This window comes from Paenibacillus sp. FSL M7-0802 (assembly GCF_038004945.1).
GTDB classification, from domain to species: domain Bacteria; phylum Bacillota; class Bacilli; order Paenibacillales; family Paenibacillaceae; genus Paenibacillus; species Paenibacillus polymyxa_B.
In genome coordinates this window covers 341,175-366,612 of sequence record NZ_JBBOSD010000001.1, presented here as the reverse complement: position 1 = coordinate 366,612, position 25,438 = coordinate 341,175, and the positions used below count along the sequence as shown (strand labels likewise).

Below are 25,438 nucleotides of genomic sequence, written 5' to 3'. Positions count from 1 at the left end.
TGCGGAGATTTTCTCTTTTTTGCGTTTAATCCTCGATGTGAAAGGTAAAAGTATACTGTGAACATCAATCCGATAGGGAGGGAAGTAAAATGGCCCCATTTGAAGATAACCTGCACGATCAGAATGAGCAGAAAGGACAGACGGGGAAAGGAACAACGGAGTCTAAACATCAGGAACAGTCGATCAATCGAGATCATGCAGAGCAGTATCCGACAGAGCAGGAAAGCTTGTTTGACCGTTTTGAGATTGAGCAGACGGTAGACGCCATTCCCGTAGAGGATTTGAAGATGGAAAGGCAGGAGGAGAGAGACAAGGATGCAACCAAGCACACCTCTTCCAGTGAGAAAAAATATAATGGTGGCGTATAATCATCAACTAACTGGTAATATTTAAAAAGAAATCTCTTGACTTTAAGATATATGTAATGTATATTAAGTTACGAAAAGTAATTAATTTTTCTCAGGAGGTAACAAAATGGCTAAAGACTTCTTCACAGCTCTGAAAGACAGACGCTCCTATTATGGTATTAGCAAAGAACAGGTCATTTCTGACCAACGGATTCAAGAGATTGTAGAGGAAGCTGTCAAGTACACACCTACCTCTTTCAACTCCCAAACTTCACGCGCTGTAGTGCTGCTTGGAGAGCATCATGACAAACTATGGAATATTACAGAAGATATTTTGCGTGAGGTTGTAGGCAATGAGGAGCAATTCAAGTCTACTGCCGAGAAGATGAACGGTTTCCGCAGCGGATACGGAACAGTCTTGTTCTTTGAAGACAATAACGTGGTGGCTGGTCTGCAACAACAATTTGAAGCCTATGCGGACAATTTCCCGATCTGGTCCAACCAATCTAATGGTATGCTGCAATTGGTTGTATGGACGGCTCTGGAGCAAGAAGGACTGGGCGCATCCCTTCAGCATTACAACCCATTGATTGATGAAAAAGTGAAAAACGAATGGAACATTCCTGAGCATTGGAAACTGATTGCTGAAATGCCATTTGGTAAACCGACATTCCAACCAGGTGAAAAAGAATTCCAGCCTGTTGAGGAACGCGTAAAAACATTTAAATAATGTTCACGATAAAATGACGTTTAAGGTTCAGCCTGATTAGAGCACTGTGGTTATCTACAGTGCTCTTTGTCATTCCATTTTTAAGGCATGTAAGCTTTTGATATATACGGACACAGGGGTTAATTCATCCGTTAGTGGGTGATATTATGTTTAAAATTGGATGAGAAGTTTACATAGGTGTTATTGCGATTTTATGCAGATGTCTAGGATAACGCGCATTCAAAGGAGGAAAAGTTATGAACTATGATTGCATTATTGTTGGTGGGGGAATTGCCGGATTGCAAGCAGCGATTCAATTGGGGAGATACAGCAGTCATCGAGTTCTAGTGATAGATTCGGGCAATGGTCGATCTACGCTGTGCCACCAGTATCATAATATTTTGGGCTTTCCTGACGGAATTTCTGGTGAAGAGCTGCGACGGCTTGGACGCAGTGAAGCCACGAAACTAGGTACTGAATTTGTTGAAGGGAAGGCGGTAAAAGCCACCAAAAGAGATGAGCTTTTTGACATTCAAGTGGAGGCAGGATCCGTCTATTCGTCAAAAACGCTGCTGTTGGCGACAGGGCTAACGGACCGTTTTCCAAAGCTGGATGGGTTACAAGCCTGCTTGGGCAACAGTGTATATGTATGCCCGGATTGTGACGGTTATGAGGTTCAGGATCGCAGCACGGTCGTTATGGGGGCAGGCAAAGCAGGAGCTTCCATGGCTCTGACTTTATCAGCGCGCACCGATCAACTTGTTTATGTCAATCATGAGCGTTCAGAGGTGCCGGACGAGCTGATCGTAAAGCTGCGGGAAAAAGGGATTGGCTATAAGGAAGCAGCCATTTCAGAGATTATAACCGGAGAATGGGGCTGTTTTGAAGGAGTGCGGCTGGCTGATGGACATGTGGTTCGAGCAGAGCGGGGCTTTTTAGCCTTTGGCAGCAATCACGTTCATTCAGAGCTGGCGGAGCAACTGGGTGTACATCTGCTGCATAATAAGCATATTGAGACTCATCCTCGCAGCAAAATGACAAATGTGGAAAATGTATGGGTAGCCGGGGACTTAGGAGCTCATGCCGAGCAAGCGACTGTGGCGATGGGAGAAGGAGCTATGTCAGCGATTTGGATACACAAGGTATTAACTGGTATGAAAACAAAAGAACCGCAGCTCTGAGAGCTGCGGTTTAGAACGATGGGTGTGTACTCGTTGGGAGTTGAAGTTCGAAGCGTTTTAATTGATCGCTCATGCCGTACTTACGTAAAATTTCCGTCTGTTTGTTGCCGATAAGATCAAAATGCGGATAGGGCTGACGCTGATGAATATATTGGGGGTTCAATCCGTTATGGTTGCACCATAAGCGCAGCTTGTCCAAATCAGAACATCCCACCTTGGTGACGGTTGTAATGCCTGGAAAGCGATCATCCAGCCAGTAATGTGTCAGGAAAGCAATTTCACCACGACTGACCTCTCTTATCCAGGCCATAAGCTCCTGCCGGGTAATGCCAAATGCCATCGTTCTCATCCTTCCTTGGCTCATTCTGAAATCATGAGCTGCTGCGCGGTTGTTCCATTATTTTCGTACTATAGTTTGTATTATGATCCACATGGGGTAACACAATAACAGGAGACCCTGTGTGACGACCTCCTGTTAGCGGTTAAAGCCATCTCTCGGCCCAGCTCTCCACACCATTTAATGCATCACCTAGCTCTTTACCCTTGCGTGTCAGCGAATACTCGGTACGCACAGGCCGCTCTGTGATGACATTGCGAAGGATCAGGCCGGAAAGCTCTAGTTCCTTGATGCGTTCGTTCAGCATGCGTTTACTAAGATCAGGTATGGAGACGTGAATTTCACTAAATCGTTTGGGATGTTCCATCAAAGTATGAATGATGAGAGCGGTCCATTTTTTGCTGATGATCTGAAAGGACTGTTCCACCTTACCGCACAAAAGCTTAGGCTGCCTGTCGTCGCTCATCTGAATCCCCTCAATTTCATTGTTGTTTTAAACAGTATACTAAAAGTAACTCTGTATACCAATAGTAACTATAACGCTTTGTATCAACTGTGACATATTTAACAGTTTTTTCTCTTTCCTTTTGTCAATCATACCACAGAAAACGTTATCATTACAGGATGTATCGAATGTTCACGATTTCGCTAAAATTTGATTGACTTGCCCCTTATTTTGGGTGTATTATGGGTTACGTTAATTCCTCAGGTAACTTTTAATAACCTCATCTTTATAATGGGAAGAAGGAATATTTCATGGATTCAATGACATTTGTCTTATTTGGAGCGACAGGGGATTTGGCGAAACGCAAAATTTACCCTGCCTTGTATAATTTGTTTGTAGAAGGTAAAATTCCGGCTTCCTTTTCTGTAATTGGGATGGGGCGTCGTGAAGTGGCGGACGAGCAATTTCAAAGTAATGTAGAGCAATCCATTAAGGATTTTTCCAGACACGTGAATGAAGACCGTGCACAGATGGACCAGTTCTTAAGTGCTTTCCGTTACAGCGCATTGAACGTCAACCACCCGGAAGATTATAAAAAGCTGCTGCAGCTTGCTGAGCAACGTGAAAATGACTTGGGAATTCCGGGGAACCGCATGTTTTACTTATCGGTGGCACCGGAATTTTTTGATGTGATTGCCCTCAATATTCGGGAGAGTGGTTTAGCTGAAACAAAGGGTTGGAAACGGCTCATTATCGAAAAACCATTTGGACATGATCTGGAATCAGCACGTGAGCTGAATGATCGCCTGAGCAGAACATTTGCTGAGGATGAGATTTATCGTATTGACCATTACTTAGGTAAGCCCATGGTACAAAACCTGGAAGCCTTAAAATTTGCTAATCCATTGCTTCAAGGGATATGGAACAATCAATACATCTCCAATGTGCAAATTACCGCTTCCGAGACTGTAGGGGTGGAGGAGCGAGCGGGATACTACGATCACTCCGGCGCTATTCGTGATATGGTACAAAATCACATGCTACAGGTGTTGATGATGACGGCTATGAACAAGCCGGGACATGTCACGGCTGATCAGGTGCGTGACGAAAAAAGCAAGGTGATGGACGCGCTTCGTGCACTTGATCCTTCCGACATTGCTTCCAACGTGGTTAGAGGCCAATATACCAACGGTGAGATCAACGGAAAAGCAGTTCCTTCCTATAATGAAGAGCCGGACATCGGTCCTGATTCACAAAATGATACTTTCATTTCAGCTCGCCTATGGATTGACAACGAACAATGGTCGGGTGTACCTTTCTATATTCGTACTGGCAAACGCATGAAAGAAAAATCTACTCGTATCGTTGTGGAATTCAAAAAGGACAGCACAGATCCTTATGCCGCTCAAGGGCAACCGACTGACCCGAACTTGCTGATCATCCATGTTAACCCGGATGAAAAGGTAACGCTGCGTCTGAATAGCAGAGACCCGCTAAACGCTGGTCAACTGGAAACGGTTCTGATGAATTATCATTCCGAGGCCAAGGATGTACCAGAAGCCTATGAGCGCCTCATCTTTGATGCGCTGCGCGGCGATTCCACCTTTTTTGCTCATTGGAACGAAGTTGAGCTTTCATGGGTGTGGGTTCAACCTGTACTGGAAGCTTTTGCTCGTGGTGAGGTTCCACTTCATACGTATGCAGCAGGCACTTACGGTCCAGAAGCTTCAGATCAATTGTTGGAAGAGCAAGGCTTTACATGGTGGCTGGACGAAAAGTCCGAAAGCACTGAAAAAGCAGTCGCTCGTTCTTAACATCAATAAGAAAGTATATACAAAATATGTTTGCTACGGCAGGAGGCCTTTACAATGCAAGTAGGATTAATTGGTTTGGGAAAAATGGGCTTAAATCTCGGGAAAAATTTGATCGATCATAAGCATGAACTTGTGGCTTACGACGTCAATGCAGCCGCCATCCAAGAAATGAAGGATTATGGAGCTACAGGTGCTTCCACATTGGAAGAGCTTGTACAGGCAACTCAATCCCCTAGAGTATTGTGGATTATGGTTCCTCACCAAATTGTGGATTCTGTGCTGGATCAGCTTCAACCGATGTTGTCCAAAGGGGACATCATTATTGAAGGTGGTAATTCTCATTACAAAGAGTCTATTGCTCGCCATGCCCGTCTTCAAGAATATGGTATCAGCTTCATGGATGCTGGGACCTCAGGCGGGATGGAAGGCGCACGCAATGGCGCTTGTTACATGATCGGTGGCGATCCGGAAGCTTGGGCGGTTGTTGAGCCTATTTTCCGCGACACAGCAGTGGAAAATGGATATCTGTATGCAGGTAAATCCGGAAGCGGACATTTTCTGAAAATGGTTCATAACGGTGTGGAATACGGCATGATGGCTTCCATCGGTGAAGGATTTGAAGTGCTTGAAAAAAGCAGCTTTGACTTTGATTATGAACAAGTAGCGCGTGTGTGGAACAACGGTTCTGTTATTCGCTCTTGGCTGATGGGCTTGACTGAACGTGCATTCTCCAAAGATGCAAACCTGGACGAAATCCGTGGGGTTATGCACTCTTCTGGTGAAGGAAAATGGACGGTTGAGGAAGCACTGGACATTCAGGCTGCAACTCCAGTCATTGCTTTGTCCCTGCTGATGCGCTACCGTTCTCTTGATGCGGACACGTTCAACGGGAAAGTGGTTGCTGCGCTGCGCAATGAATTTGGCGGTCACGCGGTAGAAAAGAAGTAATAACGATATAAGCTAGTATCTATCCCCGTAGCTTCACAACTGCGGGGATATTGCTATATGTTTTGTCGTTTATTGGATTTTTGCAAAACCTGCATATGCATATTTTTCCTTGTATATCCGCACAATAGGTGAAAAAGGCGGAAGGGTGAATAGCATATGTGCAAAAGGTTTTCGTTATCGGCTGATTTGAATGAGGTTAGGGATCATTTTGGTATACAACGGGTGATGTATTATTACAAAACACGCTATAACATGAGTCCCACTCAGCATGTTCCAATTGTGCTGCATCAGGATGGAGAACGGGTACTTGATGAATTTCGCTGGGGATTTATTCCCTACTGGGGCAAGGATTGTGTCAATGCAGACTTGAATACAGTTCGGGTAAATCCGAGTTATCGCAAGATGGCGGAAACCCGACGTTGTATCATTCCATGCAATGGATTTTATTATTGGCGCAAATTGGGTAAACGCATGTGTGCTGTACGGGTGGTACTGCCGGAACAGAAGATGTTTGCGGTCGCGGGGCTATATGAAGTATGGCAGGATAGTCGTAAGGAGCCTTTACGCACCTGTACGATGATGACAGTTCATGCCAATACGGATATACGTGAATTCGATACCCGTATGCCAGCTATTTTGGAAGCTGATCATATAGATTCATGGCTGGACCCGTCTGTCCAGAACATAGATGAGCTGTTGCCTCTACTGCGCACGTATGAGCAAGGCGACATGAGCATCTATCCAGTGACCCCACTGGTGGCCAATGATGAACATGATAACCGTGAATGTATTCAGGAAATGGATTTGCAGTGGTCCTGGATTAAACCTTAAACGTATGGAGATTTTCATCCATTATTGATCATAAGCTTCCCGCCACCTGCATAGGTATGTATTGGGGAACAAGCGTCATGATCCGGGGAGAGGGGAAACGGCCGAAGGAGTATCTCATATGGGATGGAGGCGATTGGAATGAGTAACGATACACTCATCCAGCTGCTAGTGCTCATGGTGACGATCATCGGTCTGGTCCAAAACCGGTAAGTGGCAGGTTCCAGAAGGCGGGAGAATTGCCGTAGGCAATCTTCCGTTTTTTTCTGTGTTAAAAAGCTCGCAGATTAAGGAAGCTTACGGTACAATAGATGCTAGGCTACAGGTGACAAGACACCTGAATATACGTCTACATACGATATATTTTTAAGGGAGAGCGAATCATGAGTGAATTAACTTCATTACCACCAGCCAAAAAAAGAAAATTACTGTTTAGCGCAGGGCTCAGCTGGTTGTTTGATGCTATGGATGTGGGGCTGCTTTCATTTATAGTCGCAGCGTTGGCAAAGGAGTGGCATCTGGGATCTGAGCAAATTGGACTGCTGACTGCAATGAATTCGATAGGAATGGTGTTCGGAGCCGCTTTGGCGGGGATTTTGGCGGATCGTTACGGCAGACGCGCCATATTAGTGTGGACATTGTTGATCTTTTCTATTGCCAGCGGCTTATCCGCTTTTGCGACAGGTCTCGGAATGCTGCTGGTGCTGCGTTTTATTGCTGGTGCAGGCTTGGGCGGGGAATTGCCTGTTGCTTCGACGCTGGTGTCAGAATCAGTGCCTGTGAAAGAACGAGGAAGAGCGGTTGTGCTGCTGGAAAGCTTCTGGGCGGCAGGCTGGATCCTTTCGGCTCTTATTGCTTATTTTGTTATTCCAAAGTATGGTTGGCAAATGGCATTTATTCTCGGCGCAGTACCTGCGCTGTACGCTCTTTATCTGCGCAGAGCTATTGAGGATTCACCGCGTTACAAGCAGCAAAGCGTTAAACTTCCGCTGCGTGCACGATTGGCTGCGATTTGGTCGGGACCCAATCGCAAGTCTACGCTGATGCTGTGGATTTTATGGTTCACAGTTGTATTTTCATACTACGGCATGTTCCTGTGGCTACCGAGCATTATGTTTATGAAAGGTTTCGAACTGGTTAAAAGCTTTGAATATGTACTGATCATGACGCTTGCGCAACTACCAGGTTACTTTACCGCCGCCTATCTAATTGAAAAGCTGGGGCGCAAATTCGTACTGATCATCTACTTGCTGCTCACAGCAGTGTCCGCCATTTGGTTCGGCACCTCGGAAACGGCGGGAATGCTGCTAGCTGCTGGTATCTGCTTGTCCTTTTTTAATCTCGGTGCTTGGGGAGCCATGTACGCTTATACTCCGGAATTGTACCCGACAGCGGTCCGTTCTACCGGTGTGGGTATGGCGGCTGCGTTTGGCCGTATTGGAGGCGTTATCGGGCCTTTTGCGGTCGGTATACTCGTAGGACAAGGCGTAGCGTTACCATCTATCTTTGTGATTTTCTTCGTAGCTATCTTGATCGGAGCAGTGGCTGTATGGTTGCTGGGTACGGAAACCAAAAACCAGGAGATTGACTAACCTTTACATTCACCTGTGTAAAGATTCATAATATAAGAGAGAGGAGTGACCTGAAATGGAGCATACCTTTCTGCTCAAGGCAGACTGGAACGGGGGGCGCAACAGCGACGGCCGTATTGAGGCTGGACAGTTGCGGACTGCAATTTCGATCCCGGCTGAGATGGGAGGCCCTGGTGTGGGCACCAATCCAGATGAAATGCTGCTCGGTGCCGCCGCTACCTGCTATTTGATTACGTTGGCGGCTATGATGGAGCGCGCGAGTCTCCCGGTGGCATCACTGGCGCTGGAATCCGAAGGGATTGTCGATGTAACGAACAATATTTTTACATATCGCCGAATTGTGCATCGTCCGCAGGTTCAATTGGCCGCCGATGCGACAGAATCGCAGATCGAACAAGCATTGCGACTGGCAGAGCAGGCAGAAACCTCATGCATGATCTCGCGTGCCGTAGCGGGAAATGTGGCGTTGTCCACAGAGCCCGTGGTGGAGCGCGCCTCTTAAAGCGATATTTGTAACAGGAGCAATCATTCCAATTGCCCATCATTTTTTTAATCCAAGGAGGACACAACCATGACAGCACAACAAAAATTGCTCGTATTCGCAGGCTCTTACGCCGAATTGGAAGGTAACGGAGTTTATTCGTACACTTTTAATGAACAGACAGGAGCACTTACACTACAGGATGAGTTCTCCGGCTTGAAAAATCCTACATTCCTGAATGTGGACGTCAAAAATCGGAAGCTGTATTCCATTGGAGAGACGACTTCTGCTGCAGGAGCGAAAGTAGGCGAAGCCTCTGCTTTCGAAATTGACCCAGTTAAAGGAACATTTACATTGCTGAATCGTGCGGAAAACGTGGGTGCAACAACTTGCCACATTCAGCGTGATCCATCTGATCGTTACCTTATTGTAGTCAGCTACCACGGAGGTATGGTGGGACTGGTGTCTCTGACTGAGGACGGACGTATCGGTGAGTTGCTGGATGTTAAACAGCATGAGGGCAAAGGAGCGCATCCTGAACGTCAGGATCGTCCACATCCACATTCCAGTTTCTTTAGTCCGGATGGCCGCTTCCTGTTCGTACAAGATCTCGGCCTGGATCTGATCCGCGTTTACACCATTGATGACAGCAAAGGACAACTGGTGCTTCATGGTGAAACGAAAACTCATGCAGGTGCAGGTCCACGTCATTTGACGTTCCACCCGAATGGTAAATTTGCTTTTGTCATTAACGAAGTGGATTCTTCCATTACTTCTTTTGCATACGATGCAGAGGCTGGCAAGCTCACTGAGCTTGAGAGCGTACCGACATTGCCGTCTGATTTTACAGGTGAAAACACAACTGCTGAAATTGCGATTTCGGGGGATGGAGCTTATCTGTACGGTTCCAACCGCGGGCATGACAGCATTGTGGTATACGCTGTAGACGGAGCAACTGGCAAGTTGAGCTTGGTCGAGCATGTATCTGCCGAAGGAGAGCATCCACGCCATTTTGCTTTGACTCCAAATGGTGACCATATGCTCGTGGCCAACCGCGACACCAACAACATTGTTACGTTCAAAGTGGACAAGGCAAGTGGACGCTTGACCTACACTGGGCAACAAGTAACCGTGTCCAAGCCAGTATGCGTACAGCCTTTTTACTTTTCCGTGTAAAAATTAGGAAAACATTAGGGGTAACTAAGTAACGGTATGCGGCTTGTGACCGCTACGAGAACGGATCATTCTTCCGGTCGCTGTTGCCCCCGGATTTCTCGATTGTATGTTCAAGGGTAGAAATCCGGGGACAAAGGCGAACGCTCCGCTTCTTCAGAACAATTCCGTCCTCTCCGCTGCTTTAGTGCTTTTGGCGACCATTTTTTTATGCAGAAACAATAAATGAATACGTATATGTTGATGGTACTGATAGATTAACCAAGCATAGAAAATTTTTTAGTGAAAACGGCTCGTAGGATAACCTACAGCCGTTTTTATTTTAGGGCTTAGTCATTTCAAAAGAAGTCACTACCTACAAAAATAATATAAAATTTTATGGTTACAAATAAGATACGAATAATCTCGGCAGGAAAAGGGTACATATGTTATAAGCGGGACAAGAATCTCTCAATCCGATAATGCAAATCTAGGACAAGCATTGTGAGTTCCATATAAGGGTTAGAGGCTTAAAATAAAAGTATTATATTTGGCCTAAGTATTAGTTTAGGTCGTTGGCTTTTTTAGAGGCAAACTCATGAAAAATGAGCAATGGCAAGGATAAACTGAGTAACGAAGCGGGCAGATGGATTTCGGAGAAGCGATAGCGTTCGCCTTTGGAACTTGATTTTAACCATTAAAATATATAGCGATCGGAGAAACCATCTGATCGCGAAGTGGGCCTCACAGACCGATAAGAGTATATAAAGGAGGAAACGAAATGAAAATTATCATTACGCAAAAGGAAGCCGTCGACAAAGGAATATGGACAGAGATCATGGGGATGTTTGCTGTGACCAAAGAGGACGAAGTATGGCAAAATGAAGAGTTTATTCTCACCGAAGAACAGGCACGTCAGGTCGGATTATTAAGATAGCAAAGACAAATAGGACATGTTATCAAGTTTTAAGACCAAGTCTTAAAAAATCGTAACTTCTTTTTTATGTATCTGATACACTTTTTAACCGTGCAACGTTTATGATAAGTACACAAGGGTAATGAAGCTTACAGACACCGTGTACATACCCAAACGGCAAGGAGAGATCAGACATGATGAAACTAGCTTCGAAATGGACCGTATTGGCTTTAATGATGATGCTGATTACGACGGCAGGGGCAACAGCGCAAGGCTACACGCCTGTAGCAGCTGCTGAAAATCAGGAGACCGTATATATAAACCAAATGGAGATTCGTGAAGGACAAATTTATTTGTCGGCAGACCCGATTGAATGGTATGAAGGCGCGGCAGCTGACAAAGCATTTGTGGAGCATGAAGGAAATACAGGATTGGATGGAGCTCCGGATGGCTACTACATCGTAAACAATTCCGTGCAAAATGACGTGTATCAGGTTGCACCAGATGCTTCAGTAGAGGTGCAGATTTATGATCACACGGGTAACATAGAAGATACAGACGTGCAATGGAACGAATCGATTCCTCTGGCACAGTTTGAGAAAGATTTTGCTAAAAAGGACGTTCTGGACCTCAGTCAATTTCCATACCATATTACGCTTCGTGAGGGTAAAGTTATAAAAATCGTGCAGCAATTCATTCCTTAAAATAGAAGTAATCTCATTTCACAAACACGTGCTTTCACTTGATTATAGATCAGGGGAGCACGTGTTTTTTTATACTTTATAACAAAAAAAGAGGATATCCAGCCCATATAGGGCGCGGATATCCTCTTCTCTTCATAATATATGATTAGAACGATTTTGCTGTGTCTACTGCACGTTGTACAGCAGAAGCAACGATTTCTTGTGCTTGATCTGGAGATTGATTATGTCCTTCCAGAACAACTTTCACGATGTCTTTCACTCCGAAGAAGGATAAGATGTTGTTCATGAAGTTCAAAGACATTTCAGCTGCAGCAGCTGGTCCTTCGGAATAAACGCCGCCTCTTGCATTCAGCAGGGCTACTTTAGTTTCAGTTACGAGACCAACAGGACCTTCAGCAGTGTATTTGAATGTTTTACCAGCTTGGTTCAGATAGTCAATGTACGTATGCAGTACAGCTGGAATCGTCATGTTCCAGAGCGGGAAAGCAAATACGACTTTGTCTGCTGCCAGGAATTGATCCAGGTAGCCATTAGCAATGTTTGCCAGGCGAGCTTCTTCTGCGTTCAGCTCCATGCCTCTAGCGGATTTGAACGTGCCGTTGATCATGTTAGCGTTCAAATAAGGAAGCTCGACGGAGAACAGGTCCAGCTCAGTGATTTCATCAGTTGGGTGGGAAGACTTGTAGCTTTCTACGAAGGCGTTATACAATTTAACTGTTGCAGATTCTTCAGCTGTACGATCATTAGCTTTGACAAATAATACTTTAGACATGATTTATTTCCCCCTAAGTAAGTTGAATAAGTAAGTTAAGTTAGTAAGTTACCAAGTAATATTACAATATAAAGATAATATCTGTCAACACTTTTATATTAAATTTACTTTGAAAAGCTACTTTATTTTTTACACTGAAAATTTTACGTGTTTCTTTTGCAAAATATCAGTTTTGCGGTAAAATTTAAATGTAAAGTTTAATGAAGAGAATGGTTTGAGTAGGCGAAGAAGAAAATGAACATGGTGCCAGCAAGATATAGCACAATAGTTGAACGAAAAAAGGTGAGTAGCTTGAAGATAGGTTTTTTTGATTCAGGATTGGGTGGAATTACAGTATTGTCCGAGGCACTAAGACGTTTGCCAAACGAAAATTTTGTATACATGGCGGATACCCTTCATGTGCCTTACGGGACGAAAACTCCCCAAGAGGTGCTTGGTTATGTCAAGGCTTCAGTACAAACGATTCTAAAAGAAGATGTTAAGGCATTGGTAATTGCCTGCAATACGGCTACAAGTATCGCGGTTGCGGAGCTAAGGAAAGAATATCCTATTCCGATTATTGGTATGGAGCCAGCAGTGAAGCCAGCGGTCGAGATGAACCGATCCAATGGTAAAAGAGTTCTGGTGTTAGCCACACCATTGACCTTGAAACAATCCTGTTATGCAGCGCTGGTATCCAGAGTTGACGATCATGGGAGCGTGGACTCACTACCTCTGCCGGAGTTAGTACAGTATTGCGAACAGTTGAATTTTGACCGGGCAGAAATGTCCGAATATTTTAACCGGGAGCTGTCTTCGTTCAATCTCGACATATACGGTACGGTGGTATTGGGGTGTACTCATTATCCTTTTTATAAGGAGATTCTAAGGGAACTACTGCCTTCTCATATTCAGTTAATTGACGGGAGCCAGGGAACAGTTAGACGGTTGAAACAGGTGTTGTCTGAGCGTAATTTGCTGGAGCCTTCGCCAAAATCCGGTCCATCGCAGGAGGGACACATTACATTTCTATGTTCTAGTCAGGATGAGACCTATGTGCATAAGATGGAGCGGGCGCTTGAAATCTATGCGGAGCATGAAAAGATTTATTTTTAAAAGAAGAGCGGCTGGCGAACGTGTTGGATCTTAATGAAATATCCAAATCGCCAGCCGCATTGTTGATCAGACGCATGGGGGGAGGGCGTAAGATGGATGTTCAACTGATCCTGAATGAGCTTCACGAAACGGGCGTGCTTGAAAGCCATATGCGAAATCTCAAACCGCTGACCGGCGGAACTTCGAGCAAAGTGGTTGTTGTCATGGACGGAACTAAGCCGCGATACGTGATTAAGCAAAATGATCCCGCTGTCGTAGAAGCCGAGGCAGAATTCTTACATACCTATGTACAGGTTGAGAAGCTATCGCGTTTGGTTTATGTAGATCCGTTGCACCGTTATTTGGTGTACACGTTTAGGTCAGGGCTCACACAGTATCATGGACGAAACAAAAGCGATTTGTTACTTCGTCTGGCGACGGAGGTGATCTCGCACTATAAGCCTTTTGGTGAGGAACGTCATTATGGTTATCCGGACCACCCGTTTGTGGAATGGAGAGATTTTCTGCTGCACAGAACGAAGGAATCTGAAAAGATCATACAAGACGTTTTACCCCCAGAGGATCATCGGTTCGTCCATACCCTTGTGGCCGGATCGCCGCAACGGAATATTAAATATTTGCTTCATGGTGACTGTGGAGTACATAATTTTGTGTTTGCCGAAAATGGTACGTTGACAGGCATTATTGATCCTGACCCAGTCGTGGGAGAGCCTCTGTATGATTTGATATACGCCTTTTGTTCTTCACCCGATAGGCTGATCGTCGATACTATTTTGCCTGCCTTAGAGAAGCTTGGGCCGGAGATGACAGGGGAATACGAGCTGAACAGGGAGGTACTACAAGGATTATACTTTCGTATTGCTACCTGCATTCGGCATCATCCGGGAGATCTAGATCAATATACAGAAGCGTGGACCTATTGGCTAGACAGGATTTGCTGAAAGGAATAGGGAACATGAGCATACAAGGGTGGAATCATATTTGCTTTTCGGTGTCTGATTTGGAGAAGTCTATACATTTCTATCAGAATATACTAGATGGAAAACTGCTCGTTAAAGGATGTAAGTTGGCTTACCTGGACTGCTTGGGAATGTGGCTGGCCCTCAATGTGGAGGAGGATATCCCAAGAAATGAAATTCATCAATCCTATACGCATATTGCATTTTCGGTAGCGGAAGCGGATTTTGAGAGCATGCTTAACAAGCTGAGAACTTTTAATGTCACCATTTTGCCCGGAAGAGAGCGGAATGAACAGGACAAAAGGTCGGTCTATTTTACAGATCCAGACGGACATAAGTTTGAATTCCACACAGGACAATTGCAGGACCGCTTGAACTATTATAGAAACGATAAAAAGCATATGACTTTTTATGATTGAGTAAGTGTTATCGATATTGACGTGTAGGTATTAAGTAATAATTGGGTCGCATTTAGGAGGAATACGGAAGGATGTCACTGTCGCAGGAAAACGGTTCCAAGCAAGCACAAGCCGTTAAAACGATGACGGTTTTCGCAATCACTTGGCCGATCTTTATAGAGATGTTGTTTCACATTTTGATGGGTAGCGTGGATACGTTCATGCTAAGCCATGTTTCTGATGAGGTTGTATCGGCTGTAGGTGTATCAAGACAGTTGATTGAATTCACGATTATACTTTTCAATCTGCTTGGTCTTGGTGTAGGTGTGATCATTGCTCAGCTATTGGGGGCGCAAAAGCATGTGGATGCAAGCCGTGTTACGGCTTCGGCACTAACCTTTAATCTGGTGTTTGGTCTGGCGCTGAGTTTGATGTTTATTGTGAGCCGGGATTTTTTACTATCCTTTTACCATATTACCCCGACGATTAAGGAAAATGCAGAAATCTATATGATGCTGGCAGGGGGTTCGCTGTTTCTGGAAGCGCTCATGCTAACCGCAGGTCCGGTTATTCGCTCGCATGGTTTTACTAAAGATACGATGATCGTGGGCATTGGTATGAATATTTTACATATTGTAGGAAATGCATTGCTCATTTATGGCTGGTTTGGTCTGCCGCAAATGGGAGTGGCGGGAGCAGCGATTTCAACGGTTATTAGCCGTGCTGTAGCATGTGTCTGGATTTTTCTACTGCTGTACAAGCGTGTAAGTGCGCCGATTCGCATACGGTATTATGTACAGCTCCAATGGAGTAAGCTGGTAGCCATCCTGAAGATTGGTATTCCTGCTGGGCTGGAATGGTTGTCTTATCAACTTAGCCAAATGATGGTGACCCGGTTTGTCAGCTTTATGGGTACAACGGCGATTGCAACTCATTTTTATACGAATACGATTGTATACTTCTTTATGGTATTTGGAATGGCCGTAGGTGAGGGGACAGAGATTATTGTTGCCCGCCTGATTGGAGCAGGAGACAAGGAAAAGGCCTATCATCAACTTTTACGGAGCCTGAAATGGTCTTTGGTCATTACGATTGCTGTGATCGTGGTAGTATCCTTTTTCCGATATGAAGTGATGGCGATCTTTACAGATGAGCCGGCGATCATTCAATTAGGGGCAGCGATTTTGCTATTCTGTATATTGCTGGAGCCGGGCCGTGTGTTTAATCATGTTGTCATTAACTCCTTGCGAGCAGCGGGAGATGTTCAGTTCCCGTTAATGATGGCCATTATTTCAATGTGGGGGATTAAAATCCCGCTAGCATATGTGCTGGGCATTCATATGGGATATGGTGTGCTGGGTGTGTGGATTGCACATGCCTGCGATGAGTGGGTACGAGGCATTTTCCACTATTTACGCTGGAAGGGTCGGAAATGGCAGCACAAATCGCTGTTATCTAAGGCTGAACTTCAGGCGGAATCAGCCTAAGGCTGAAAGAGATTCTACAACAGACATTCTCCAAGCGAATTGGGGGATGTCTGTTTTTTTACAAAAATAAGCAAAATGGGGATGTTCAAACTTTTCAAAAATTGCTAGAATATAGTAACCTCGAATGTAATAGAGGTTTTCAAAGTTTCAAAGTTTCAAAGACGGATGGTTTCCGATTGTATCCATGAAGGAGGGAATAGGATGGAACGTAAAGTGCATATCATTCCTTACCAAGTGATCAAGCAGGAGCAACAAGTGAATGAAATACCGCGAGGTGTAGAGCTGATTCAGGCTCCTGCGGTATGGAACCAGACTCGAGGCCGAGGCGTGAAGGTGGCGGTGCTGGACACGGGCTGTGATTCGGACCATCCTGATTTGAAGGCGCGCATTATTGGCGGCCGGAATTTCACGGATGATGATCAAGGTGATCCGGAAATTTTCAAGGATTACAACGGTCATGGTACGCATGTAGCAGGAACCATTGCGGCAGCAGAAAATGCGGAGGGTGTCGTGGGTGTTGCTCCAGAGGCAGACCTGCTCATCATCAAAGTGCTAAACAAGCAGGGCTCCGGTCAATATGACTGGATTATTCAAGGCATCTATTATGCGATTGAGCAAAAGGCAGATATCATATCGATGTCACTTGGCGGTCCTGAGGATGTGCCAGAGCTTCATGAAGCAGTAAAAAAGGCTGTAGCTAGCCAAATCTTAGTCATCTGTGCAGCTGGAAATGAGGGAGACGGTGACGACAGAACGGACGAGCTCGGCTACCCCGGCTGCTATAATGAAGTGATTAGCGTAGGTGCTATCAATTTTGACAGGCACACCTCAGAATTTAGTAATTCTAATAATGAGGTGGATTTGGTTGCACCGGGAGAAGATATTTTGTCCACCGTTCCGGGCGGCAAATATGCGACCTTTAGCGGAACTTCGATGGCTACACCGCACGTAGCAGGTGCATTGGCGTTGATTAAGCAGCTGGCGAATGCGAGCTTTGAGCGTGATCTCACCGAACCGGAATTATACGCACAACTCATCAAACGCACGATTCCACTGGGCAATTCTCCTAAGCTGGAGGGCAACGGTCTACTGTACTTGACGGCAGTGGAGGAGCTTTCTCGTATTTTCGACGCGCAGCGTGTAGCGGGAATACTAACTGTAGGATCATTGAAGGTTAAATAAACCGTAACTTCAATTCGGAAATATAGCGGCTCTCCTAAAGGGAGGGTCGTTTTTTTGGATTTCAAATCTTAGGAAAAACTCCATTTACATTGCATTCAAATGTCGGGTAACATATACCTCAAAGATAGGCATGAGTCAGAAGTGGAGGATGAATATGAACGATATCATGGCGCAAGCTGACGAGCTTAGACGAACAGGGCAAGCAGAGAAAGCACGTAAGCTTCTTTTAAAGGCATTAGAACAGCAGCAAAATGATGCAGAATTGTGGTATCAGACAGCTTGGACACATGATTCATTGGGCTTAGAGAGGGAAGCGGTTGCCTATTATGAAAAAAGCCTAGGTATGGCGTTATCCGCAGAATCAAGGAAAGGAGCCATCCTGGGATTAAGCAGTACATATCGTGTATTGGGAGATTACGCCAAGGCGAAAGCGTGGTTGGACACAGGAATGAACGAATTTCCGGATTACAGACCGTTTCGGGTATTTTACGCGATGGTGTTATACAATCTGGGGGAATACGGGAAAGCCATGCAGGAGCTGCTAATGGAGGTGGCTGAGACGACCTCGGATTTATCTACACAGGAGTACTCACGTGCTATTCAATATTATGCAGATAAACTGGATCAGATCGAGGCATAGGTGAACCGGAGTGAGAGCATAAGCAGTAACGTATATATATGCTCGTACATAAAAAGATCACAGTCAGAGAGCAGTAATTCTCTTCCCTGACTGTGATCTTTTACTGTTTATTGTTTAGCTATAGGGTCCGTAACTTGATGAGTTAAATAACTGTGATTACTGCGCACCTTCAGTAACGGCAATTTCTTTCTCCAGGTTTTCTCTGGACAGGTTGGCCTTCAAGTAATCCGGCGTATCGGGCAGGACCAGGTGCAGATTGGATTTTTGACAAATGCGGATGGTACACTTTTCGACGATAAAATCAAAGACATGCCCGCCTCCGGTGCGTTCATCGTTAATAAAATGCAGATGAAATCCGGCTACCCCAATACCTTGAGCATAGGCAGGTGTCCAAAAACCTGTAATCACGCCGGAAGCCTCATTAAAAGTGAAGGTAGGCTGTGATTTGGTCGCTTCGATAAAAGGTTTGTATGGTTTAACTTGGTGAGGCACGGTCCGTGTCTTTACTTCATGAAAAGTGCCATCCATACGGAAGGCATAGAACAGATTACGGCTTGGAAACAACGTTAACAGCAGAGCTTCCAGCTCTTCACGATGCATAGGGCGGTCAATAGTATATGTGAAATCTTCCTGGAAAAAGGTGACAGTGGAAAAAGGTGTAGTTTCTTCCGGTTTTACGCGATGGGCCGTACCGTCTGGAAGCAAGTGATAAAATTCACCATCGAACGCGATCATCTCGCCATTCAGTTGATCAAAGGTACCAATTCCGAAATCCCCGTGCTTTTGCAACTCCTCAAAGGCAACAACTCCGTCATAAAGACCATCTAATAGAGCAAGCATAGTGGATGTTTGGTAAATATCATGATCAGCTTCTTGCTTGGTTTCCAATTGCGCAACGGTCATGGCAATACACTTCCTTTTATAATTGTATGCATTTATTTTCTTTCTTTTTCAATAATAAACGTAAAATTTCAGTAAATAACATGAATAACTCAAAAAAATCATTAAAAAAACGTTATACTCCATAATTGTCATAAAGCCGTCACGACTGAGGCATGGTTAAGGTTAGTTTAATTGGTTAGGCAGCAGTTTACGTCCCAACTGGATGTTATCCTGATAATCAATCGGAATATCGACGACCACAGGACCATCGGTATGAAGTGCCTGCTGCAATACACTTTCTAGTTCTTCAGGAGAGTGCACGCGTAATCCAGTGGCGCCGAAGCTTTCAGCATATTTCACTACATCAACATCTCCAAATTTTACACCAGACGTTCTTCCGTATTTAATCTGTTGTTGAAAAGCGACCATGTCATAGGAACCATCTCTCCATACGATATGCACCAACGGTGAGTTAAGACGTACGGCGGTTTCGAGCTCCATGGATGAAAAAAGAAATCCTCCGTCTCCAGAAATAGAAACGACTTTGTGACCGGGATTGACGAGCGTGGCAGCAATCCCCCAAGGCAGCGCTACGCCTAGCGTCTGCATTCCGTTGCTGAATAGAAGGCGCCGCGGTTCATACGAACGGAAATATCGTGCCATCCAAATATAGTGTGAACCGACATCACAGGTGACTGTGACGTTATCATCAATCAGGCTGCGCAGTGTACGAATAAATTGCAATGGATGAATCAGAAAATCATGCTTGTGTGCGGGAACAGCCGCTTGCTCGTTTAGATCATGGCGCAGACGATTCAATTGGTCGCAGGAGGATTTAGGTAGCTTTAAGGTAGGTAATTCTTCTGCAAGGCTACCCACAATCAGGGCTATATTTCCGATTAGCTCGTAGTCCGGTTGATAATCATGATCAATATCGGCTTGATGGTCATCCAGATGAATGAGTGTTCGGTTTGCCGGAATGTTCCAGTTTTTTGGATCGTATTCGATAGGATCATAGCCAATCGTCAGTACCAAATCTGCGGCTCCAAGAAGCATATCACCCGGTTGATTGTGGAACAGACCCACTCTTCCAAAATAGTGGTCTTCTAGTTCACGGGAGATGGCTCCAGCGGCCTGGAAGGTTTCGACAACAGGCAGATCTGTATCTCGGATGAGAGCACGGATAGCTGCGGTGGCTTCAGGCGTGCTGGCTTTCATGCCGAGAAGAAGTACGGGCAGCTTGGCTTTTTTGATTTGCTCTGCGACTTGTTTGATGAGTCCGGCGGGTGCGGTTCCGAGTTGGGGAAGAGAAACCTTCTCAATGACTGTTACTTCAGATGACGAAGTCAACACGTCCTGCGGCAGGCTGACGAATGTGGCTCCAGGCTGGGCTGAGGTCGCAATTCGAAATGCATTAGCAATTGCTTCCGGTACATTATCAGGATGTTCTACTTCTACACTGTATTTGGTGATGGGTTCGAATAGTCCGGCGTTATCCATAGATTGGTGCGTGCGTTTCAAGCGTTCGGATCTTGGGACTGCACCCGCAATGGCGACGACAGGATCACTTTCTGCATTAGCGGTGACAAGTCCTGTCGCCAAGTTAGATGCGCCTGGACCTGAGGTAACAATGCATACGCCCGGTTTACCGGTTAATCGACCGACTGCCGCTGCCATAAAGGCGGCATTTTGTTCATGACGACATACGATCAATTCGGGCCCCCGATCTTGAAGAACATCAAAAACAGAATCGATCTTGGCACCTGGAATGCCAAAAATATGGGTAACCCCTTGCTTGATCAAGCAATCGACAACAAGGTCGGCTCCTTTTGTATCGGATATAGTTTTAGTTTGAACAGCTTGCACTTTTGTACTCAATGCTACCACCTCTTCTTCTTCTCTGTGAAATAACTAATGAAATACTTTTAATGTAAATCAATGGATGTATATTGCAATTATAATACAATAACTGGTATTTTCAAGAAAGAAATTTTCAGAAAAAAAGAGAAAAATATATAAAACGTTTTCAAAGTTTGATCTATCACGGAAAATTAAAATTGTGGAATTTTCTTGTGGTGTCGGTCATCGAGAAGGTATAGAACAGATCTGTCCCAAATGGAGGCAGATCATTTTTATCCGCTCACATGATAAAAATCACTTTCCTCTACAAAGGATAGCGGTTACAATGTAATTGTTGTTAACGTAAACATTAAATTTAAGGTGAAGCAAACCAGTATGACATGATGTACAGGTATCATTTTATAGTTGTATTGTCCTGTACAAATCATATGGATTTCCCACTGCTATGGGGAATGTAATTGTTAAAAGGCAAGTAGTATCTCGAACATTTTTGTTAACGTTAACAATTTATTAGGAAACACGATTATAGAAGGGATGAGAGAGTAATGACTAAAGCGTTTTTAGACGAAAACTTTTTGTTGAGCAATCCAACGGCTGAAATCTTGTACCATCAGTACGCCAAGGATATGCCGATTATCGACTATCATTGTCATTTAAGTCCACAAGAAATTTATGAAAATAAAGCGTTCAAAAATATTACGGAAGCCTGGTTGTACGGAGATCATTACAAGTGGAGACTTATGCGGGCTAATGGGGTTGAGGAACGCCTGATTACGGGGGATGGTGAAGATTATGACAAGTTTTTGGCTTGGGCCAAAACCGTACCTACACTAATAGGCAACCCGCTGTACCATTGGACGCATTTGGAGCTTCAACGCTTTTTTGGTGTCTATGAGCTGCTGAATGAACAGAACGCACCAGTGATCTGGGAAAAGGTAAACCAAAAGCTGCAGGGAAAGGGATTTGGCGCACGTGATCTGATTGTGAACTCGAAGGTAACTGTGGTGTGCACCACGGATGATCCGACGGACCATCTCGAATACCACAAACAAATCAGCAAGCTGACCGATTTCCCAGTGGCAGTGCTGCCAAGCTTCCGCCCCGATAAAGCTTTGGAAATTAATCGTGAAACTTTCCAGCCTTGGGTGGCTCGGTTGGGTGAAGTCAGCGGACTGGATGTTTCTGGCTTGGAAGGATTTTTGAATGCGTTGGCGAGCCGGGTGCGTCATTTCCATGCTGCCGGAGGCCGGGTATCTGATCATGCGCTGGATACTGTAGTCTATGAAGAAACGACACTTGAGGAAGCGGTAGCCATATTCAGCAAGGCGCTGGAGGAAGGCCATGTGACTCCTTTAGAGGAGGCGAAATATAAATCGTACGTTCTGGTTTTCCTTGGCAAACAGTATGCAGAACATGGCTGGGCTATGCAATACCACATTCACGCGCTGCGTAACAACAACACGGCTATGTTCCGTCATTTGGGACCGGATACAGGCTACGATGCCGTAAATGATGGCTCCATCGCTCGTCCATTGGCGGCATTGCTGGACGCACAGGAGCTGGCAGGAGGATTACCAAGAACCATTTTGTATTCGCTTAATTCGGTTGATTATCCAGTACTGGCAAGTCTCGCGGGCTGCTTCCAATCCGGTGGAACTGTAGGGAAAATCCAGTTTGGCACGGCATGGTGGTATAACGACCATATCGAAGGCATGCAGGAGCAGATGAAGTTGCTGGCTAACTACGGGGTGCTGTCCCGCTTTATTGGTATGCTGACGGATTCCCGCAGCTTCCTCTCCTACACACGCCATGAATATTTCCGCCGTATACTCTGTGACTTAATTGGGACGTGGGTTCAGGAGGGTAAGGCGCCTGAGGATCTGGAACTGCTCGGAGCAATGGTACAAAACATTTGCTACAATAACGCTGAGCAATATTTTAATTTCCCAACGGTTGTTCATAGTAAGTGAAGCTACCGCCTAAGGTGAGAACTCACTAACTTTATAAAAAATTGCTCTTGCCAGGAGCTTGTTTCAAACTCCCGGTAAGAGTAATTGAAAACAAAATAGTTATCAACTAGATATGTGAAAATAATTACAAACATAGAGGAGTGTGTAGGTATGGGAGTGCCTATCGTGCAGGAGAGCGTCCAAACTGACAACAAGACAGGCGAGCATATTAGCCTGAAAGAAAAGATTTCGTATGGTATGGGTGACTTTGGAAACGGATTCATGTTTGATTTGGGGCAGTTGTATTTGCTGAAATTTTTTACAGATGTAGCAGGGGTTTCTGCAGGAGCCGCCGCAGGCATTTTCTTGGTCAGCAAGCTGTTTGCCGCCATCTGTGATCCCATTGTCGGGTCCTTTGTTGATTATCGCAAACATATCGGTGCACGTGGAAAATTTAGGCCTTTTCTTATCGTTGGAAGCGTTATCCTTGCAATTCTTACGGTTCTAACCTTTATTTCGCCGAATATTTCCCCCACAGGAAAACTCATTTACGCCTATGCGTCCTATATGATCTGGGGGATCGGCTACTCTATTGTAAACATTCCATACGGCTCGCTGGGTGCCGCCATTACGCAGGATACTCATCAGCGTGCTTCATTGTCATCTTTCCGTCAGGCAGGATCTCTGGGCGCATTATTCGTCACCAGTGTCGTTGTCATGCCGCTTATTTTACTGTTTCCTAACCATCATGTTGGCTATCCGGTTGTGATGGGGATTATGTCACTCATTGGTGTGATCGCTTTCATCATATGTTACCGAGGAACGAAAGAACGTATTATTAGCCAGTCCGGGCCAAAAGAGAAGCTATCTATAGGCGTTATCGTGCATACCTTTACGAATAACAAGCCTTTGCTGGTACTCGTTTTGATGACGATTTTCACCATATCCGCGTACAATATTAAGTCCGCACTGCTGATCTATTTTGCCGAATATAACTTGGGGCATGTAGAATTAATGGCTTATATGAATTTTATTATTATCGGTTCGTCGCTACTGGGTGTGTTGTTCCTGCCCAAGCTGGTACGGCGCTTCGGTAAACGAAAAACAGCTATACTGGGGATGCTGGTTAGTGTCATTGCCGACTCTATTAACTTTTTCATGCCTTCAAATGTATATATTTTCACAATCCTGGCCAGTATTTCGTTCATTGGTATTAGTATTCCTAACGGGGTTACTTGGGCATTCGTGTCCGATATCATTGATTATGGCGAATGGTCATCCGGGGAGCGTAAGGAAGGGATTACTTACTCGTTATTTAACTTTTCACGTAAGTTGGCTCAATCCTTGTCTGGCTTTCTATCGGGTATTGGACTAGCGCTCATCGGGTATGTTCCGAATGTGGTTCAGTCCTCTGGAACGCTGCTTGGGATCAAGGCATTACTTTGTCTCTATCCGGCTGTTGCCCTGGCTTTGGCCATGCTGGTCATCGGTAAAATGTACAAGCTGACGGACAGTAGACATGCAGAAATGGTTCAAGAGTTACAGCGTCGACATGCGGACAACCACGTATAATTTGTGAAAGTCTTCTTTTCCGGGCGGCTCCTGTGGTATGGTGGGTATATAATTTTTTTAGAGCCTCACTAAGGAAAGGATACGTATATGGCAGCTACCATTAAAGACATTGCCAAATTGGCTAATGTTTCCCATACAACCGTCTCCCGGGCGCTCAATAACAGCCCGCTGATTAAAGAAGATACGAAACGCAAAATTATGGAGTTGGCAGAGCAACTCAATTACATTCCAAATTTTAATGCCAAAAGCCTGGTTCTCCAGCGCTCGCATACGATTGGCCTGTTTTTCACCAGTATTTCAGAAGGCACCAGCTCCAGTTTTTTTGCGGATACCATCCGCGGAGTTAATCATGTCATCGGGGTGGATTACAATTTGTTTGTGCGAGGAATTGACGATTACGCCGATTTTTCGGCCATTCACCGCAAGCGTTTTGATGGTATCATTCTGATGAGCCAGAGCGAGGCGGACAACCCTTTTATTTATCATGTGCTCGGTCAAGGTATTCCGCTTGTTGTACTGAATCGGCAGGTGTCCGGTGCGGGGATTGTAAATGTGATTTCTAATGATAAGGAAGGGTCCTATGAAGCGGTCTCCTTTCTCGTTGAAAGCGGGCATGAACGCATTGCGATCATCGAAGGGGTAGAAGGCTTCAAGTCTACCCAGCAACGCCGTGAGGGTTTTATGAATGCGTTGATTGATAGTGGTAAGCCGATTCGACATGAATATATCGTGCAAGGTCATTATGATACTGAAAGCGGAAGCCAGGCAATGAAGCAACTGCTTTCCTTGCAGGAGCCGCCGACAGCGGTATTTTGCTCTAACGATGATATGGCTATTGGGGCCATGAATGCGGTATTCGAAAACGGCTTGAAGGTACCAGAGGATATCTCAGTCATTGGTTTTGACGATATCGGGTTCTCAATGTATACGACTCCACCGTTAACAACGGTCAAAAGACCGATTGAGCAGATAAGTGAGCGCGGAGCCGCCTGCATTCTGGAACGAATTCAGTCACCGTCCAATGAGGGTGAGCTTATATTTATGGAGACTGCGCTTATGAAACGGAAATCAACGGCAAGCAGACCACGCTGAGTTTCGTTTTATTAACAGCAGGCCAAAGGGGCAGAAACCATGCTAAATGTATGGTTTCTGCCCCTTTTAGGTTGAAATGCGCTCTGCTTCGTCTGG

The 25,438-nt window shown here is 45.1% G+C and carries 25 protein-coding genes; 20 read left to right on the top strand and 5 right to left on the bottom strand.

Going from position 1 to position 25,438, the window contains the following annotated elements; translation table 11 throughout:
• Positions 1-89 precede the first annotated feature (89 nt).
• From MHB54_RS01955 to MHB54_RS01945, 3 genes are all read left to right on the top strand, one after another.
• Positions 90-368, top strand: a complete 279-nt coding sequence (locus MHB54_RS01955) for a hypothetical protein (protein WP_013310018.1) — start codon at positions 90-92, stop codon at positions 366-368.
• A 106-nt stretch (positions 369-474) separates the two neighbouring features.
• Entirely contained in the window at positions 475-1,077 is a 603-nt protein-coding gene (locus MHB54_RS01950; protein WP_025722870.1) for a nitroreductase family protein, read from the top strand.
• A 236-nt stretch (positions 1,078-1,313) separates the two neighbouring features.
• On the top strand, positions 1,314-2,237 hold the full coding sequence (locus tag MHB54_RS01945; protein ID WP_340981375.1) for an NAD(P)/FAD-dependent oxidoreductase: 924 nt from the start codon (positions 1,314-1,316) through the stop codon (positions 2,235-2,237).
• Between the two features lie 10 nt (positions 2,238-2,247).
• Here the strand turns inward: MHB54_RS01945 and MHB54_RS01940 are convergent, their stop codons facing one another.
• Entirely contained in the window at positions 2,248-2,577 is a 330-nt protein-coding gene (locus MHB54_RS01940; protein WP_340981374.1) for a hypothetical protein, read from the bottom strand.
• A gap of 142 nt (positions 2,578-2,719) precedes the next feature.
• A complete protein-coding gene (locus tag MHB54_RS01935) occupies positions 2,720-3,040 on the bottom strand; it encodes a winged helix-turn-helix transcriptional regulator (protein ID WP_007430161.1) in 321 nt (106 codons plus the stop codon).
• 290 nt (positions 3,041-3,330) lie between these two features.
• Between MHB54_RS01935 and zwf the strand changes: the two genes are divergently transcribed.
• The 8 genes from zwf to MHB54_RS01895 all read left to right on the top strand — a co-directional run bounded on the left by zwf (position 3,331) and on the right by MHB54_RS01895 (position 11,454).
• Entirely contained in the window at positions 3,331-4,833 is a 1,503-nt protein-coding gene (gene zwf / locus MHB54_RS01930) for a glucose-6-phosphate dehydrogenase (protein WP_340981373.1), read from the top strand.
• Between the two features lie 54 nt (positions 4,834-4,887).
• Positions 4,888-5,781, top strand: a complete 894-nt coding sequence (gene gnd / locus MHB54_RS01925) for a phosphogluconate dehydrogenase (NAD(+)-dependent, decarboxylating) (RefSeq protein ID WP_053325295.1) — start codon at positions 4,888-4,890, stop codon at positions 5,779-5,781.
• A gap of 156 nt (positions 5,782-5,937) precedes the next feature.
• A complete protein-coding gene (locus tag MHB54_RS01920; RefSeq protein WP_071558831.1) occupies positions 5,938-6,612 on the top strand; it encodes an SOS response-associated peptidase in 675 nt (224 codons plus the stop codon).
• Between the two features lie 380 nt (positions 6,613-6,992).
• On the top strand, positions 6,993-8,201 hold the full coding sequence (locus tag MHB54_RS01915; RefSeq protein WP_340981372.1) for an MFS transporter: 1,209 nt from the start codon (positions 6,993-6,995) through the stop codon (positions 8,199-8,201).
• A 55-nt stretch (positions 8,202-8,256) separates the two neighbouring features.
• Entirely contained in the window at positions 8,257-8,703 is a 447-nt protein-coding gene (locus MHB54_RS01910; protein WP_013310026.1) for an OsmC family protein, read from the top strand.
• A 69-nt stretch (positions 8,704-8,772) separates the two neighbouring features.
• Positions 8,773-9,858, top strand: coding sequence for a lactonase family protein (locus tag MHB54_RS01905; RefSeq protein ID WP_025723669.1), 1,086 nt, complete (start codon positions 8,773-8,775; stop codon positions 9,856-9,858).
• A gap of 757 nt (positions 9,859-10,615) precedes the next feature.
• The gene (locus MHB54_RS01900; RefSeq protein ID WP_023988309.1) at positions 10,616-10,771 is read left to right on the top strand and encodes a hypothetical protein; all 156 of its coding nucleotides are present in this window, start codon (positions 10,616-10,618) and stop codon (positions 10,769-10,771) included.
• Positions 10,772-10,944: 173 nt separating this feature from the next.
• A complete protein-coding gene (locus MHB54_RS01895) occupies positions 10,945-11,454 on the top strand; it encodes a hypothetical protein (RefSeq protein ID WP_071558829.1) in 510 nt (169 codons plus the stop codon).
• Positions 11,455-11,599: 145 nt separating this feature from the next.
• Here MHB54_RS01895 and MHB54_RS01890 read toward each other — a convergent pair whose 3' ends face one another.
• Positions 11,600-12,226 carry an FMN-dependent NADH-azoreductase gene (locus tag MHB54_RS01890; RefSeq protein ID WP_025723667.1) on the bottom strand — a complete coding sequence of 209 codons (627 nt, stop codon included), beginning with the start codon at positions 12,224-12,226 and terminating at the stop codon, positions 11,600-11,602.
• 240 nt (positions 12,227-12,466) lie between these two features.
• Between MHB54_RS01890 and murI the strand changes: the two genes are divergently transcribed.
• The 6 genes from murI (at position 12,467) to MHB54_RS01860 (ending at position 17,987) form a co-directional block, all read left to right on the top strand.
• Positions 12,467-13,321 (top strand): glutamate racemase, encoded by an 855-nt coding sequence (gene murI / locus MHB54_RS01885; RefSeq protein WP_053325296.1) that lies wholly within the window; start codon positions 12,467-12,469, stop codon positions 13,319-13,321.
• A gap of 92 nt (positions 13,322-13,413) precedes the next feature.
• Positions 13,414-14,262 (top strand): phosphotransferase, encoded by an 849-nt coding sequence (locus MHB54_RS01880; protein ID WP_338533503.1) that lies wholly within the window; start codon positions 13,414-13,416, stop codon positions 14,260-14,262.
• 14 nt (positions 14,263-14,276) lie between these two features.
• Positions 14,277-14,699 (top strand): metallothiol transferase FosB, encoded by a 423-nt coding sequence (fosB, locus tag MHB54_RS01875; protein ID WP_340981371.1) that lies wholly within the window; start codon positions 14,277-14,279, stop codon positions 14,697-14,699.
• A gap of 71 nt (positions 14,700-14,770) precedes the next feature.
• Positions 14,771-16,165, top strand: coding sequence for an MATE family efflux transporter (locus tag MHB54_RS01870; protein ID WP_023988315.1), 1,395 nt, complete (start codon positions 14,771-14,773; stop codon positions 16,163-16,165).
• Positions 16,166-16,366: 201 nt separating this feature from the next.
• Entirely contained in the window at positions 16,367-17,347 is a 981-nt protein-coding gene (locus MHB54_RS01865) for a S8 family peptidase (protein WP_053325298.1), read from the top strand.
• A 154-nt stretch (positions 17,348-17,501) separates the two neighbouring features.
• Positions 17,502-17,987, top strand: a complete 486-nt coding sequence (locus tag MHB54_RS01860; protein WP_061830331.1) for a tetratricopeptide repeat protein — start codon at positions 17,502-17,504, stop codon at positions 17,985-17,987.
• A gap of 156 nt (positions 17,988-18,143) precedes the next feature.
• Here MHB54_RS01860 and budA read toward each other — a convergent pair whose 3' ends face one another.
• Both budA and alsS read right to left on the bottom strand, forming a co-directional pair.
• A complete protein-coding gene (gene budA / locus MHB54_RS01855; RefSeq protein WP_025722973.1) occupies positions 18,144-18,890 on the bottom strand; it encodes an acetolactate decarboxylase in 747 nt (248 codons plus the stop codon).
• Between the two features lie 162 nt (positions 18,891-19,052).
• Complete coding sequence (gene alsS, locus MHB54_RS01850; RefSeq protein WP_172828313.1) at positions 19,053-20,756, bottom strand: acetolactate synthase AlsS; 1,704 nt, start codon at positions 20,754-20,756, stop codon at positions 19,053-19,055.
• Between the two features lie 518 nt (positions 20,757-21,274).
• On the opposite strand from alsS, the gene uxaC reads away from it, so the two are divergent.
• The 3 genes from uxaC to MHB54_RS01835 all read left to right on the top strand — a co-directional run bounded on the left by uxaC (position 21,275) and on the right by MHB54_RS01835 (position 25,342).
• Entirely contained in the window at positions 21,275-22,699 is a 1,425-nt protein-coding gene (gene uxaC, locus MHB54_RS01845) for a glucuronate isomerase (protein WP_071558825.1), read from the top strand.
• Positions 22,700-22,849: 150 nt separating this feature from the next.
• Positions 22,850-24,250, top strand: a complete 1,401-nt coding sequence (locus tag MHB54_RS01840) for an MFS transporter (RefSeq protein WP_071558824.1) — start codon at positions 22,850-22,852, stop codon at positions 24,248-24,250.
• An 87-nt stretch (positions 24,251-24,337) separates the two neighbouring features.
• Positions 24,338-25,342, top strand: coding sequence for a LacI family DNA-binding transcriptional regulator (locus MHB54_RS01835; protein WP_028542397.1), 1,005 nt, complete (start codon positions 24,338-24,340; stop codon positions 25,340-25,342).
• Positions 25,343-25,438: the final 96 nt, after the last annotated feature.